The 14427-nt window shown below is 33.0% G+C and carries 15 protein-coding genes and 1 tRNA gene; 7 read left to right on the plus strand and 9 right to left on the minus strand.

The window, feature by feature from the left end; all coding sequences use genetic code 11:
* The first annotated feature begins 94 nt into the window (after positions 1–94).
* From ACFO3N_RS15055 to ACFO3N_RS15065, 3 genes are all read left to right on the plus strand, one after another.
* Complete coding sequence (locus ACFO3N_RS15055; protein WP_379798961.1) at positions 95–448, plus strand: hypothetical protein; 354 nt, start codon at positions 95–97, stop codon at positions 446–448.
* Between the two features lie 44 nt (positions 449–492).
* A complete protein-coding gene (locus ACFO3N_RS15060; protein WP_379798963.1) occupies positions 493–1092 on the plus strand; it encodes an REP-associated tyrosine transposase in 600 nt (199 codons plus the stop codon).
* Between the two features lie 672 nt (positions 1093–1764).
* Positions 1765–2196, plus strand: coding sequence for an SMI1/KNR4 family protein (locus tag ACFO3N_RS15065; protein ID WP_379798965.1), 432 nt, complete (start codon positions 1765–1767; stop codon positions 2194–2196).
* 146 nt (positions 2197–2342) lie between these two features.
* On the opposite strand, the gene ACFO3N_RS15070 is transcribed toward ACFO3N_RS15065, so the two are convergent.
* From ACFO3N_RS15070 to ACFO3N_RS15080, 3 genes are all read right to left on the minus strand, one after another.
* Positions 2343–2415: transfer RNA gene (locus tag ACFO3N_RS15070), tRNA-Met, on the minus strand.
* A 91-nt stretch (positions 2416–2506) separates the two neighbouring features.
* The gene (locus ACFO3N_RS15075; protein ID WP_379798968.1) at positions 2507–3031 is read right to left on the minus strand and encodes a DUF4269 domain-containing protein; all 525 of its coding nucleotides are present in this window, start codon (positions 3029–3031) and stop codon (positions 2507–2509) included.
* On the minus strand, positions 3024–4556 hold the full coding sequence (locus ACFO3N_RS15080; protein ID WP_379798970.1) for a glycosyltransferase family 39 protein: 1533 nt from the start codon (positions 4554–4556) through the stop codon (positions 3024–3026). The genes ACFO3N_RS15075 and ACFO3N_RS15080 overlap by 8 nt, the downstream gene beginning before the upstream one ends.
* 230 nt (positions 4557–4786) lie before the next feature.
* Between ACFO3N_RS15080 and ACFO3N_RS15085 the strand changes: the two genes are divergently transcribed.
* Positions 4787–5206, plus strand: a complete 420-nt coding sequence (locus ACFO3N_RS15085; protein ID WP_379798972.1) for a hypothetical protein — start codon at positions 4787–4789, stop codon at positions 5204–5206.
* 67 nt (positions 5207–5273) lie between these two features.
* Here the strand turns inward: ACFO3N_RS15085 and ACFO3N_RS15090 are convergent, their stop codons facing one another.
* Positions 5274–5822 (minus strand): DUF4494 domain-containing protein, encoded by a 549-nt coding sequence (locus ACFO3N_RS15090; RefSeq protein ID WP_250833945.1) that lies wholly within the window; start codon positions 5820–5822, stop codon positions 5274–5276.
* 420 nt (positions 5823–6242) lie between these two features.
* Between ACFO3N_RS15090 and ACFO3N_RS15095 the strand changes: the two genes are divergently transcribed.
* On the plus strand, positions 6243–6500 hold the full coding sequence (locus ACFO3N_RS15095) for a hypothetical protein (protein ID WP_379798974.1): 258 nt from the start codon (positions 6243–6245) through the stop codon (positions 6498–6500).
* 11 nt (positions 6501–6511) lie between these two features.
* Here ACFO3N_RS15095 and ACFO3N_RS15100 read toward each other — a convergent pair whose 3' ends face one another.
* Positions 6512–7450: a hypothetical protein gene (locus ACFO3N_RS15100; protein ID WP_379798976.1), complete on the minus strand. Its 939-nt coding sequence runs from the start codon at positions 7448–7450 to the stop codon at positions 6512–6514.
* 89 nt (positions 7451–7539) lie between these two features.
* Positions 7540–8079, minus strand: coding sequence for a helix-turn-helix domain-containing protein (locus tag ACFO3N_RS15105; RefSeq protein ID WP_379798978.1), 540 nt, complete (start codon positions 8077–8079; stop codon positions 7540–7542).
* A 177-nt stretch (positions 8080–8256) separates the two neighbouring features.
* Between ACFO3N_RS15105 and ACFO3N_RS15110 the strand changes: the two genes are divergently transcribed.
* Positions 8257–9723, plus strand: a complete 1467-nt coding sequence (locus ACFO3N_RS15110) for a glycoside hydrolase family 130 protein (RefSeq protein ID WP_379798980.1) — start codon at positions 8257–8259, stop codon at positions 9721–9723.
* A 148-nt stretch (positions 9724–9871) separates the two neighbouring features.
* Here the strand turns inward: ACFO3N_RS15110 and ACFO3N_RS15115 are convergent, their stop codons facing one another.
* On the minus strand, positions 9872–10648 hold the full coding sequence (locus ACFO3N_RS15115) for a TIGR03915 family putative DNA repair protein (protein ID WP_379798982.1): 777 nt from the start codon (positions 10646–10648) through the stop codon (positions 9872–9874).
* A 5-nt stretch (positions 10649–10653) separates the two neighbouring features.
* Complete coding sequence (locus tag ACFO3N_RS15120) at positions 10654–11910, minus strand: putative DNA modification/repair radical SAM protein (RefSeq protein WP_379798984.1); 1257 nt, start codon at positions 11908–11910, stop codon at positions 10654–10656.
* 294 nt (positions 11911–12204) lie between these two features.
* On the opposite strand from ACFO3N_RS15120, the gene ACFO3N_RS15125 reads away from it, so the two are divergent.
* Positions 12205–12450, plus strand: a complete 246-nt coding sequence (locus tag ACFO3N_RS15125; RefSeq protein WP_250833938.1) for a hypothetical protein — start codon at positions 12205–12207, stop codon at positions 12448–12450.
* Positions 12451–12531: 81 nt separating this feature from the next.
* Here ACFO3N_RS15125 and ACFO3N_RS15130 read toward each other — a convergent pair whose 3' ends face one another.
* Positions 12532–14112, minus strand: coding sequence for a tetratricopeptide repeat protein (locus ACFO3N_RS15130; protein WP_379798986.1), 1581 nt, complete (start codon positions 14110–14112; stop codon positions 12532–12534).
* Positions 14113–14427 lie beyond the last annotated feature (315 nt).

Here is a 14427-nt window from a genome sequence, read left to right on the forward strand (position 1 = left end):
AATCCTGTGAAAGTGAATAAATAAAGCCTAACATTTGATGATGAATCTAGTGTTAGGTTTTTTTAGATAGATTTGTCTTTATAAATAGTTAATTATGAAAAAGTTTATATTATTAGGATTGTTGATAACATACATAAATATATACTCACAAGAAAAAAAAGATGATTTCAAAAGATTAATAGATTCTGCACTTACTATTAAATCTATTGATACATACAGTGATTTTAAAGAAGACTTAAATAAGGATAACCAAACAGATAATTGGAAACATCACATTGAAGAGTATAAACATTATATAGAAAATATTTATTTAGTTGATGAAAATCCCCCGCTCTCCGAAGAGTTCCTAATGAAAAGCTGCGCAAATGTCTCTGACTTTGCGCAATTTTTTTGCCTTAGAAATTGTAAACGTGATAAAAGTCTCCGACTTTTTACGATTGTTTCTTAAAAATAAAATAAGAAAGAAAATTATTACTTTTAAGCAAAAAAGAAATGAAAGAAGGTTATATTATTCGAGATCAAAACTTGCCCCATTTTATTACCCCAACAGTTGTAGACTGGATTGATATTTTTACGCGTAAATGTTATCGCGACATAGTTATTGAATGTCTAGATTACTGCATTAAAAATAAGGGAATGATTTTATATGGTTATGTGATTATGAGTAATCATATGCATTTGGTAATACAATCGGAGAATGGAAAATTGTCAGATTTAATTAGAGATTTTAAAAAGTTTATAGCAAAAAGTATCTTAGAAAAAATTCAAAGCAGTCCTGAAAGCAGAAGAGAATGGATGCTACAGCGATTTGAACTTGCCACGCAAAGCCATCAGCGAAATAAAAAATATCAATTTTGGCAATATGGAAATCATGCAGAAGAAATTTATGCAATAAATTTTATGTGGTCAAAGCTCCATTATATACATTTGAATCCTGTTAGAGCTGGATTGGTGGCAAAAGCTTCAGATTACATTTATTCAAGTGCAAGTAATTATGCAAATGATTCGGGATTATTAGAAATTGTGAAAGCTGATAATCCAGTAATTGACGTATTAGATTCAAAATCGGTAAATCTTTATAACTTGTATTAAGTTTAGCTTTAAAGTCGGAGACCTTTTAGAAGTTTACGGTTTTTAAGACGAAGATGAGGTGGCGCAAAGTCAGAGACATTTGCGCAGCGCTAGTGAAGAACACTTTGCGGAGCAGGGGAAAATCTTATTGAAAGATATGGTTGTAAGCTATTGTTCGAAAAAAAGACGAATCAGGCAATAGATTTATTTAAGTTAAATAATCACCTTTTTCCAGACTCAACCTATGGCTATTATTATATAAGTGAGGCGTATAGGTTTTCAGGTCAAAAAAAGCAAGCGATTGAATATCTAAAGTTATACATTGAAAAAGAGCCAGAAGATAATGATGCTAAATTAAAATATAAATTGCTAATGAAATAACTCTCCACTCTCCAAAGAGTCCCTCATAAAAAGCTGCGTAAATGTCTCTGACTTTGCGCATTTTTTTCGTCATATTGAATACAAAAACGTCTCAAAAGTCTCCTGACTTTTTTTGTTTATCTCTTGTTAGGAGTTTTGTTCTAAAGTCGGAGACTTTGAGACGCTTATATTTTTTAGATATATTTGTTTTGAGTAGCGCAAAGTCAGAGACATTTACGCAGTACTAATGAAGAAGATTATGCGGAGCAGGGGATATTCTGTTGTAGTGGCTCAATTAGAAAAGGATTATTCGAAAATTAGTGATTAAAAAAAATGAGAAAGTTAACTTTAGGTGATAGGTTTTTACCACATCAACATATTAGAATTGAAAATGAAGTTGGTATCAAAATATCTGATAACATTAAAGATTTTATTTCAGAATATGCTGATTTGTCGGTAAAGGAAAATAAGTTTATAAATAATGACGGAAAGTTGTTTGAGATTTCACAATTCATAACTTATAGGATGATGTACGATTTTATTAAAGAATTCAAAGAAGAAGGTTTGGGAAAAAAGTTGCCCTTTGCTATTGATAATGGAGGCTGGATATTTTGTATATCATTTGATGAAGAATCGATGGATAAAATTTTACTGTATCAAATGGAAATGGAGTGGGAAACAAAAAATGATGCTTTTGAATTAGTAGCCAATAGCTTTGAAGAGTTTATAAATGGTTTGCGAGAAGAAACTGCCATTTCTCTATAAAAGTGTACTGCCGCTCTCCTAAGTGTTCTCTTTGAGCGCTGCGTAATTCCGAAATCTTTCAGGGCTGACTTTGCAAAAGTCTCCAGACTTTTACCAGTTATCGTAAACAAAAAAAGCTTCAGATAAATCTGAAGCTTTGTTCTTAGTAGCGGGAACAGGACTCGAACCTGTGACCTTCGGGTTATGAGCCCGACGAGCTGCCTACTGCTCTATCCCGCGATGTTTCGGGTGCAAAGATACACACTAAATACGGTTATGCAAACAATTTTAGTACTTTATTTTTTATAATTTTTAGAAAAGACGGTTTTTCTTATAATTTAAAATCCAGTAATTCTTGGTAAACGTTTCCGTTTAAGCCTAATAGCAAGCCAAATGCTGGTTCAGTTTTTATACCACTTTCTTTCAGTTTTATGATCTCTAATCTAAAATTTTCGTCTTTTGAGCTTAGAATTTGGTGCTCAATGAGCATATGTCTGTAACCATTTTGAAGTTCGGTCGGGATATTTTGTCCAAAGATTTCTATTTCGAAAGTCTCAATAAAAAAGTTTGCCACAACAGATTCCTGGTTATCAATCACGATTTCTTGAATGGTAAAATTGCTTTCTTTTTCGAATAAAGATTTAATTCTTTCAATAAAATCAAATTTGTTTTGCCAATAACAGGCAATATCCAAATCGCTATTTTCAATATCAATATTTATCGGAATCGTGCCAACCAAAATAGGATCAAACGCAGCAAGGTTTTCCAAAACTTGATGTTTAATTAAAACTTGAAATGCGGCTTGCTGTTTAAGATTTCCATTTTCTAAATATGATAGGTCTTTGAAATTAATCATTTATGATATCGTTTTTTTCTTCGTTGATTTCTTGTTCTAATCTTTTATTGATATCGATTTTAGCATTCGTGAAAACAAAAATCGTAGTTCCGTATTCTCTCGCATATTGATTGGTTATTTGACCGCCAATTGTTGCCGTTTCAAAAAACGGACTCGTTTCTTTAAGTTCTTCATTGTTTTCGTCATACTCTTTAACGCGAATCAGGTTTTTGTATGGAATGCTAAGATCAAACCAGTTCAAATAATCGGCATTGAAAGAAACCGCTTTGATTCCTTTTTTAGAATAAAAATTAATCGCTCCTGCTTGTCCGTAATTATCGCAGAGTACAATAGTTTCTTTTTGATTAGGCATTAAAGCATAAAGCGAATCTGTCTTTCTGGCCAATTCTTTCCAGCCTAGCATATCGGCAAAATCCTGTGGAAGATGATGATCTTTTCCGTCTTCCCATCGCAGCATTCCCATTTTTTTGTATTTCTCAGGATGCGCCACTATATATTCTGGACTTTTATTAGGAAAAGCCATTTCGTACATCGGAATAAAAAACAATAAGGGCAGCGCTATAAATAAAGGTTTTAAATATCGTTTCCATCCGTTATTTAAAATTTGGGATAGAAAAACAGCTCCGAAAGCAATATAAATTGGATATAAACCAATTACATAATACGATTTTGCTTTAAAGTAAATAAAGATCAGCATTGTAAAAACGAAAGAGGTAAAAAAGAGCCTGTATTTTTGAAAAGGTTTATACAATAAAACCGCAAAAAGTCCAGTCAAAATAACCAATAATCCACCAATAAAAAATAGAATCTGATCTTTTACAAAATCACCTAAATCAACATTCACCAATTGCGTTTCTGCCAATTCCTTCATGTGGTGTACAATTGGAAAATGGTTGCTGTATTGCCAATAAAGGTTAGGAAGAATTAAAATTAATCCTAAAATCAGAGCAAAGTAAAACTCTTTTTTTGCGAGTATTTTTCGCTGTTTAGAAATTAAAATAGCAGGAATTAATGCGAGTAACAAAAACACAATATTGTATTTGTTCAAGAAACCCAAAGCGAAAATTATGCCTGCCCAATAAAACCATTTTTTATTTTCTGAAGTAAGATATTGTATGAGAAAATAATAAAATGCAGTCCAGCATAAAACATCAAATGAGTTTGGCTGATAAAGCATATTTAAACGCAATAAGCATGAAAATAAAACACATAAAGCACCAAGAATTAACGCGTATAGATTGCCTTTTAAAAGTTCGATAGCTTTCCAGACAATCAAAAGTGTTAAAGCGCCAAATAGGGCAGGGAAGAACTTAACCCAAAAAATCGAATTTCCAAGCAGTAAAATGATATACGAAAACCAAGAGGTAAGTGGCGGAACAGATAGATAGCCCCAAGCCAAATGATTTGCTTGATCCAGATGCAGATATTCGTCGCGCTGTAAATTGTATTCGGGACTGATTAATACATATTGCAAAATGAATTTTAAAATTATAAATCCGACTAAAATCAGGTTCTTTCTGGTCATATAGATTTTGGTTTCTTAGGTTTTTTGGCTTTGGTGCTGTAAGTGGTTTTAAATCAACGCGCAATTCTGTAGCTAAGATAGGACTTATTTTGATTTATGAAGATTCGCAATGTTTCTTGCTGAAATAGTATAAAGTGCAGGTTTTTAGATGTTTATGGTTTTAAAATGTCAGATGAGTTCACATTTTTATTACCTTTAGTATCAAGCAAATAACTTTAAAAGAAAATATCATGAAAAAGAAATTATTGATTTTAGCTGTCTTTTTAGGGACAATTTCATTTGCAAATGCACAAAGCATAGGAGACGTGACAAAAGCAGCCAGTAAGGCATCGACAACAGCAGTGCCTGCTTTTGATGTTGCTAGTGTTGCAAATCAGGTTATGGGCGTACTGTCTCCAAAATTGAAATTAACCGATGCTCAAAAACCAATCGTGAATTCGTTGGTAAATGAAACGCTAAATAAAAAGAAAAACATTTTGCCTACAATGGCTACAGACAAAGCAGGTTATACTTCTAAAATGACCAACACCAGAGAATCTTTTATAGCCAAAATGAAAAAAAATATAAGTCCAACACAATTTGATGCGCTTACGTCTTTACTGCCAAAATCGGCATCGGCAGTAACACCTTTGACCAAAATGCTTTATTGAAAGAGTCTAAAATAAAAAAGCTTCAGACCATTCTGAAGCTTTTCGTTTTTTTATGAAGCTTGGGACATTACTCCTCTACAGCCGTTTCAAATTCCATGTGATCGATCATTTCTGCCTCAGGTTTTTCTGGCTTAGACGCTTTCAAAGCATTGAATCTTTCCAGCATTTCAGATTCGCCTTCCTCACCGCTGAAATAAGGAAAAACATCCATAATTGCCGTTTCTGAAATGGCCGGAATAGAATATTCGCCCATTGTATTTTTCATGATGTGAAGTGTATTGTCAAAGGCTTCGCGAACATCATTTGCCTGAACCAGCATATACATGCTTGTTTTTCTTTCCTTACCGCTTTCTTCATCATAAGCTATTAAGGTGATTTTAGATTTAAACCATCTGTCTGCATTCTCAAAAGGATGAATTTCAGCATAATTTGCCACTTTAATAGCCGTGATTTTAAATTCTTCACTCGTATACGCGGCCATTTCTTCGGTCATTCTTTTTTCAGCTTCTGTATAAGACAAAGCATCAACCAAATAGGGCTCGGTTAAAACTTTTTGTCCACCAGTTTCATCTGTCTTTCTATATTTTACTTTGCATTCGTACCAAGTTGCACTCATCTCTTTTTAAATTTTAAGGATGCCAAAGATAAATCTTACTGCAAAATAAATAGTTAAATCTTCAAATAGATATTCACAATTTTAAATGATTTTTTCTAATGTTTTGAGATTCTGAAAGTTGTGTTTTTACTGGTAAAAATGATTTGTAATCACATTCATTCTTTTCTATTTTGATTAAAATTAAAAATAATTCAAGCCTATTTTTTATGTAAATATTTGTAATTCAATTATTTGTTTTCTTGATTTAAAAATTAGTAAAAAAATAAGAAAATTTTTAAATCCAAAAAATCAATTTGTTCGTAAGTACCAATAACAATGGCTGGGAACGGAGTTGAATTCAAATGGTATTGGTTTTTGGAGCATATTGAATTTTGTCGCATTTCCAGCTATTGTTTTTATAATTATTAAAAGAATAGGTTGGTGAAATTAAACGTTCAGAAGTTAAAAGAGACTTTAAAATACTTGGAAAGCAAACAGCGCGAATTAAAAAAACAAAATCAAAGCGATACGCGAAGTCTAGAATCAATGATTAAATATTTAAAAAAAGATATGATGGAACAGCACGATTTATCTGATCATCATCAATTGATAAAACAAGAAATCAAAGACACGGAAACTTTTATCGAAAATGTCAAAAATATCATCAAAATCAATTCTTTAAACCATTTTTTATTGTAGATTTTTACTTTTTATTTCAATTTAAATTTTTCGTTTCTACAATCCAGAATCAATTTGTGGTTCAGGAATAGTTTGTTGCCAATCATTCCTTGCATTCCCGAACGCTTCATTAAGAATTTCTGGAGGTCAGAAGTGCCTTCTATATGCGTAACTTCAGAGAGGTCTAGAATCACTTTGTCAAATTGTATTTTCTTTTTCGCAGAAGCAGAGTAAATGCTCAAAGTATTTCCCCACGAATTTCCTTTTTCCATTCTTACAGCACTGTTTTTATTACGGTATTGCTGCCAGATTTCTTTTGTTGTAATCAATTCGTAACCGCTCGATCCAGAATCGTAAAGCAGTTTTAGTTTTTCATTTTCGATATTTGATGGAATTAAAATTTTACGTTTTTTAAATTCAAAATCGGTAAAATCATCTTCTTTAATTTTTTCGATGAAGGAACATTGATTGGTTTTGAAATCTAAAATCGTAATTCGTTTTTCTAATAAATCGGTTCCAATTGTTCCAATGATATTGGCTGCTTTTGGATCATCAAAATTGATTTTTTCGCCATAATTCAAAACTTCAAAAGTATTGGATGCAACTTTCATATTTCCGATTGTAAAAGCAGTCGAAATGAAATTATTTGTAGCATCAATTGTAATCTGATTGTGAAATTTTTGAGCAATAGATTCCAATGATTTTTTATAGAAAACCGTAATAGCAGAACCCGAATCAAATTGCATGTAAAAGGTGTGGTTTATTCCGTTTACTTTTATGGGCAAAAGCAAAGCAGAATGGGGATTTCCGTCGCTCGAAATCCATTTTGTCGGAATATTTTCTACAATTCCCGAAACCTTCAAATAGTTCTCTGGCGGAGTGAATTTCTTTTGAAAATAAAAATATCCTCCCAACAAAAATAAAACAATAACGACTAAAAATACGGTTGCAATTTTCTTAAATACTTTCATGGTTTATTTTTTTCTGCAAGATTCGGATTTCGATTCCGATTTTCGTGAAAAAATAATACGACAGTTTTACGCCATTTTTATGACTTGTATTATAAGAATTTGTTTTTCAGTTTTATAGCTAATTCTTGTTTTTGGTTTAAACTGATTCCGTTCAAAACAACGATCAGAAATTTTATGCTCAGAAAGGCAATTAAAGGAATGATGAAAAGCGGAAATTTGAAAGTAAATAAACTTTGAATAAACGGACTCACAATCATTAAAACCGAAAGAATAAGACTTAAAACAATTTGAAGGCTTATAATTTGTTTTCCTATTTCTTTATTTATTGCATCTTGTGTTTTATAGGTTAAAACTAAAGGAAAAATAACGCTTCCAAACGGAATAATAAGTCCAGATAAAACAGAAAGGTTAATGAGTTTGGCTCTTTCGACTTGGATATTTTCCTTTTTGATGATGAGATTTTCGGGATTGGTTTCTAGAGCTTCGGCAATTGTTTTTAAGGTAAAACCTTTCAGAATATTTCCTGCTTCAATTCGCTGAATGGTTCGCAATGAAAGACCCGATTTTTCGGCAAGTTCATTTTGAGTCATGTTTTTCTCTTCTCTCAAAAATTTAACTTTATTCTTCATTGTTTTAAGGTGGATGTTCAGAGACGAAATTATGAAAAAACTTTTGATGAAATCGGTATAAAAGAACCTAGTATTATAGGCTAATTCTAAGTTTTAATAAAAAATTAAGTTTTTTACTTTAACAAAAATCACTAACTTGTTGGAAATAAATAATTCTTTATCATAAAATTTCCAATTATGCGAGTATCCGTAGTCCGAAAAAATATAAAACTATTACCAGATTCCAAAAGAGTTGTTGCCCGATATTTTATGAATGGGCAGGAAAGAACCCAGCAAATGGTACTTCGGATTATGATGCTAGACGAAAAGGAGGTGTTGCAGACTTTGGAACAGACGCTTAGAGAATTTGCCAGAAGACATCGAAATATTTCGGCAGTATTCTTTAGACACTGCGAAAGAATCAGACCTATAATAGAAGGAATGCAAATCGATTACGAAGGGATGTCGCTAGATCGAAAAATGCTCATTGGATCGTATTGCACAATGGAATATGCCATAGAATCGGCGGCGATTTTTAATCCTTCAATTGTAGAAGATTTTGATCAGACGGGATTAGAGGCAGGAGAGAAACGCGTTATTATTTCTTTTCGTGCAACGGGAGAAGGACATATTTCGTCGATTGTTTTTAGAAGAGCAATTTTAGATCGCGATAATAATCTGCATATCATGAAAATAGGAAATCATATTGATAAGGCAGAAATTGAGCATAAAACGCTGTTTAATAAAGAACGATTTTTGAGCAAATTGTATGAAATGCATACTACTGATAAATATATCGCCCAGATTATGCAAGATCTTCCAGAAGAATTTGAATTTGCTATTCTTAAAAATATGCTGGTTGAAGCTTTAAAAGATCCTTTAATTCGCGAAGAAAGAAAAGTGGCGCTGGAAGAAATTTTGTGGCTGGCCAATTCTTTTTACGATTTGCAGTTTAAACACGATTCTGATATTACAGAACGTGTCATATTCCCAATTTCTGATTCTGAAAGCCGCGGAATAGAAGATGCGCGTTTTGTACGTTTTGTGGAGGACAATGGTTCGGCTAGAGTTATGGCAACCTATACGGCTTATAATGGACACACCATTCTTCCTAAATTAATTTCTACCGAAGATTTTTATAGTTTTAGAGTTATGCCATTGCATGGAGAAGGCGCACAGAACAAAAATCTGGCTTTGTTTCCTCGAAAAATAAAAGGCAAGTATGCTATGCTGGCCAGAATCGATGGCGTTAATAATTACATTATGTATTCTGAGCGTGTCACACAATGGAATACACCAATCTTATTGCAAAAGCCTAAGTTTACTTGGGAATTGACTCAAATAGGAAATTGCGGTTCACCATTATGGACAGAAGAGGGTTGGCTTGTTATCACGCATGGAGTGGGTACAATGCGACGCTATTGTATTGGCGCTTCGTTGTTTGATCTGGATGATCCGTCTAAAGAAATAGGAAGATTGACAGAACCGTTGCTTTCTCCGTTGGAAGACGAGAGGGAAGGTTATGTTCCTAATGTAGTATATTCTTGCGGAGCGATTATTCATAACAACAGCTTAATTTTGCCTTATGCCGTATCAGATTATTGCTCAACTTATGCTGTGGTAGATATGGTAGAGTTGTTGGACGCGCTTAAGAAAAGCAAATAATAACACTCTATTTGAAGTATTTAATACATAGAAACATAGTTTTTGGAGACTTAAAAAAAGGCGCTTCACTAATTTAAATGCACAGTTTATCTATGTTTCTATGTGTTAAAGAGTAATTTTTTGATTTTGACTAATAGCTTAGGCGACATTATCTTTTGTTGAGGTTTGGTATTTTCTCTGTCAGGTTTTTCCAATATCGTTTTGGCATGTGTTTGATATGAAGTTTGGTGTTTTTTCTAGATTCGATATTGACGCTTTTGAAATAATTACGCCATAAATTCTCGAAAAATTCTTCGTTTTCATCGTTGATTTCCGCTAGAAAACTAGAGGACGGATTTGACTCAAATTGCATTTCGACCGTAGAAACATTTTCAAGGTCGTAATAAATTCCGTATTTGCGTTTAGAATCGTAAATCAGCCAGCGCTGGTCGGCGTAACGGTTTTTAAAATGCTGTTCGATAAGTGGCAAAACGTCGCAATCTGGTTCTATAATGGCATAATATAATCCGTCTTTTGTTAGTTTAAAACGAACAAAAGCCTTCATTCTATGGCTTTCTTTTCCCGTTAAATGCGCCGCTTTTTTTACATTCAATACTTCGCTTCGGCTTAAATCTCCTTCAACATTAATTTTACTTGCAAAAACATAGGCTGTAAATCGGAACAAAATTTCTTCAATCTGATCCAATTCAGATAAAAAAGCAAAATAAAGATTGTGGAAGCCATGATGAGAAAGACGTTCCTGCAAACCATTCAAAACCCGATTAGCTTTTACCTCATCAGTCGTTACAGAATGTGTATTGGAGAAAAGCAAAGTGTTTGAAGTCTCTTCTTTGGCAAAAACAACATCTTTAAGTTTGTACTCGTAGATTTCAAAAATAGCTGTAAGCCAGCCTTCATAACTTCCATCATAAAGAATTTGTGTCATTTGAATTAAAATAAAGCAAGCTGATTCGAAAAATTATTCTTGTATTTACTGTTTTGCAAGTTCAAAATCTGACTTTTTATTTGAATCGGAGTCAAATCTTTTTGTAAATAAAAAGGTGAAGAAAAAGCCAAAAAAAACTTCGACCGACTGTACGAAATGCCAAGTTTCTTTAAATCATCAGGCTGTAATTTTTTGAAAGTTCTAGCAGCAACAATCTTTTTCGCGCCCAAAAATCCTATTCCCGGAATACGTTGGATCATTTCTAAATCGGCCGTATTAATATCAACAGGAAACTGATGAAGATTTCGCAAAGCCCATCCTAATTTTGGATCAATATCCAAGTCAAGATTCGGTTGATCAAAACCAACAATTTCATTTACATTAAATCCATAATAGCGAATGAGCCAATCGGCTTGGTATAAACGATTTTCGCGAATCATAGGTACAGGAGTCCCAATTGCAGGAAGCCTGTTGTCGTAGCTTATTGGTACATAGCCAGAATAATAGACCCGACGCATTTTCATTTGTTCGTAAAAGTAATTGGCCATTCCGAGAATTTCCAGATCATTTTCTTTTGTTGCGCCAATTACCATTTGCGTGCTTTGTCCTGCAGGAGCAAAAAGCGGTGTTTTATAATTCGTTTTTTTCTCTTCCTGATAACCAATAATCTCATTTTTTAGATATTGCATTGGTTTAATCACATCTTTATGGTTTTTGTCTGGAGCAAGTAATTTGAGGCTTTGTTCTGTCGGCATTTCGACATTTACGCTCAAACGGTCGGCGTATAATCCAGCTTCTTTTAGTAATTCTTCGCTGGCACCTGGAATTGCTTTTAGATGAATATAGCCATTAAAATTTTCTTCCAATCTAAGTTTTTTGACAATTCTAACCAGACGTTCCATCGTATAATCTGCATTGTCAAAAATTCCAGAACTAAGAAATAGGCCTTCAATATAATTTCTTCTGTAAAAACCAATTGTTAAGTCTACAACTTCTTGTACGGTAAAAGCAGCCCGTTTGATGTCGTTACTTTTTCGGCTTACACAATAAGCGCAATCAAAAATGCAATGATTGGTAAGAAGGATTTTCAGAAGAGAAACACAGCGTCCGTCTTCTGTAAAGGCATGACAGATTCCGCCTCCAGTATCTCCTAATCCCTTATTTTTATTTTTGCGCGTGCTTTGTCCCGATGAGCAAGAAACATCATATTTTGCGGCATCTGCTAAAATTGCCAACTTCTCCATCACTCTTTCTTGTACCATTTTGCTCTTTTTTAGTTGTTTTTGAAACAAAAATTCATTCTTTCAAAACTAGGAATTCAAGCTAAAAAAGAAGCAAAAGAAGCTGTTCTAAATTGTATCAATTTTTTTTTGGAAGGTAATTTTTACATTAAAAAATTAATTATATTTAAAATTCAAAAAACAGGTATAAATACGGGGTTGTAAATTGTCAAAACTTTATACATTCGCCGAAATAGAAAAACTGATTTCCCCCCTTAACATTGGTTTTTCAAATTTAGAAGTGTTAGCAAATATTAGGAACAAAAGGCTAAAACAATGAAATTTGTAAAAGGACAAGATGTTTCCTACACAGCATTGAGTGGGAGATCTTACAAGGGAACCATTATCGAAAGAAAAATGGATTTTAAAAAGGGGCTTATAATAAAATCTACTTCAAAAGAAAGAGATTTTCATTATCTCATCGAAATACAAAAGAACGGCACGACCGAGAAAATTTTGTGTGCCGAAAATCATCTTAAATTATTAGAAAAGAAAAAACGAGCAGCAAAGAAAGCGGCTTAGCGCGCGCAATATATGCGACGGTTTTTCTATTGCAATTTAAAGGACTTTATTGCTATAAAGTGGTTTTGTTTTATAAAAAAATCAAACCTCATCTTTTAAACCAATTCTTTTTAAGCTGTTTACAATCCTGAATACGATTTCATCAGAGAACATAAAGTTGGAAAGGATTTCCTTTATTTCAGTCGCAATTAGAGGTTGTAGTTCTACAAGGTTGTTTAAATGTATTTTTGCGGCAGCTTCTTCATTGAGCAGCGATAGAGAAACTGCTTTTAGCAAAGGATCCCAAATGGTTTCGTTAAAATCCATTTTCTCTGCCCAGTACAGCATTTTTTGATACTCTTTTTTATGCATGTAGTAATACCAATAGCCAATATTAATCCACCATGGATGTGAAAGATTTAGCCGACTGGCATTCTCTAATAAATTAAAGCCTTTCTCAAAATAACCGGCAAAAATTAGCATACAGCCTATTCCTGAAGCAATACCCGATGAATTCGGATTCATCTTGATACATTGCTCTGCTGCATAAAGACAATTGTCCTGATTTTTTCTAAAACAATGTATTAGTGCCTGCGCATACCAAGCCTGCTGACAGTGCGGATCTATATTTAAAGCCTTCGAGACACAATGGCTGCTTTTTTCAATATTTTTTTTCGAATTGTCTATTCCTAGACCTAAAGAAGCCAGATGAATTTCGCCCAGCATAGCCCAAGTAAGAGCATGGTTTGGAGCTAATTCTACTGCATCGGTTAAACTGGATAATGCATTAGCATAATTTTCTATAGAAAAAGAACATTGATACTCATGATAGCTGCAAATCGCTTTTAAAATAGCTGCATTGTTTGATATTTTGGAAGGTGCAGTCTTTGCAATTTCTTTAAAAATACTGCCATAATAACCACCTATAGCAGATACAATATCTTTTACAATTTCATTTTGAATTTTAATGCCATCATCGACAGTGGCTGGTGTAAACAATTGAGTTAATAAGTATTTTCCAGAAGATGAATCTACTAGATTTACACGTAGTTGCAGTTTGCTGCCAATGACCTGAACGTGACCGGTAATAATAAAATCGGCTCCAAGTACACTGGCTGCTTCCAGAACATTTTCATTAATTTTCGAAATGACATCGGAAGAAAAATGACCAATTACTGATATATCCTGAAATCGGGAGAGTTCTGCGCTTATTTCGTCAGATAGAATTTTGGCAAAAGTTTGTAAATCGGGTCTCTCAACAGATGATTTAAAAGGGAAAACCGTAATAACTGGATTTGTTTTATTAATGCTGATAGAAACCTCAACGTGTTTCTTTTTATCGTTATGAATAAATTCAGGAATATAGCCGCCTTTTGGAACGTGTATAATAACCAAATTATCTTTTCCTTCAGAAGAATAATATTCATTAAGTAGTTTTCGTAATCGGCCTGCATGAATGCGAACCATTGCATCATCATGAGGATTAAAATGGGAAGGTCTACTTAATGCATTTACAGCTATAGAATATTCTTTAATATGCTTCTGCCTTTCATCTACAGTTTCTGTGACAATATAGCGTAGAAAATTGCTTAAAAGTGTAGAGTTCTTAAAAGAGTAAAATTTTAAAACATTTTCCAGCTCATTATAGATTTTATCCGTGGGGATTTTTTTTATAGACTCCATAATAAATTATTAAAAATTATTAATGTCAAAAAAAAGTCACTGAGGCGTATAAAAATGTTAAAGACCTAATAGTTATGAAGTTATAAATTTATGAAAATATTTAACATGTTAGTATTATTTATCTGATAATTTAACCGTTAAATGTAACCGTTAATAACTCTAATGGTGCATTTGTATTAATTACATTTGTTTGACAATCAGGTAATAACTGCGTTTGTTCTCTTTTTTTAACAAAAAAAGACTGTATTATTAAGGTTGGAGTTTTTGCATTCTACGTTAAAACTTTTAGGATCAGATAAAAGATTTTGAGGCGAA

Origin of the sequence: Flavobacterium chungangensis, assembly GCF_042654045.1 — a bacterium.
GTDB lineage: Bacteria > Bacteroidota > Bacteroidia > Flavobacteriales > Flavobacteriaceae > Flavobacterium > Flavobacterium chungangensis.

Coding starts and splice junctions, on each gene's coding strand:
- ACFO3N_RS15105 (WP_379798978.1), bottom strand. CDS start 8,079: ATGAAGAATAAAGTTAAATTTTTGAGAGAAGAGAAAAACATGACTCAA.
- ACFO3N_RS15125 (WP_250833938.1), top strand. CDS start 12,205: ATGAAATTTGTAAAAGGACAAGATGTTTCCTACACAGCATTGAGTGGG.
- ACFO3N_RS15080 (WP_379798970.1), bottom strand. CDS start 4,556: ATGACCAGAAAGAACCTGATTTTAGTCGGATTTATAATTTTAAAATTC.
- ACFO3N_RS15065 (WP_379798965.1), top strand. CDS start 1,765: ATGAGAAAGTTAACTTTAGGTGATAGGTTTTTACCACATCAACATATT.
- ACFO3N_RS15075 (WP_379798968.1), bottom strand. CDS start 3,031: ATGATTAATTTCAAAGACCTATCATATTTAGAAAATGGAAATCTTAAA.
- ACFO3N_RS15100 (WP_379798976.1), bottom strand. CDS start 7,450: ATGAAAGTATTTAAGAAAATTGCAACCGTATTTTTAGTCGTTATTGTT.
- ACFO3N_RS15090 (WP_250833945.1), bottom strand. CDS start 5,822: ATGAGTGCAACTTGGTACGAATGCAAAGTAAAATATAGAAAGACAGAT.
- ACFO3N_RS15060 (WP_379798963.1), top strand. CDS start 493: ATGAAAGAAGGTTATATTATTCGAGATCAAAACTTGCCCCATTTTATT.
- ACFO3N_RS15110 (WP_379798980.1), top strand. CDS start 8,257: ATGCGAGTATCCGTAGTCCGAAAAAATATAAAACTATTACCAGATTCC.
- ACFO3N_RS15055 (WP_379798961.1), top strand. CDS start 95: ATGAAAAAGTTTATATTATTAGGATTGTTGATAACATACATAAATATA.
- ACFO3N_RS15130 (WP_379798986.1), bottom strand. CDS start 14,112: ATGGAGTCTATAAAAAAAATCCCCACGGATAAAATCTATAATGAGCTG.
- ACFO3N_RS15115 (WP_379798982.1), bottom strand. CDS start 10,648: ATGACACAAATTCTTTATGATGGAAGTTATGAAGGCTGGCTTACAGCT.
- ACFO3N_RS15085 (WP_379798972.1), top strand. CDS start 4,787: ATGAAAAAGAAATTATTGATTTTAGCTGTCTTTTTAGGGACAATTTCA.
- ACFO3N_RS15120 (WP_379798984.1), bottom strand. CDS start 11,910: ATGGTACAAGAAAGAGTGATGGAGAAGTTGGCAATTTTAGCAGATGCC.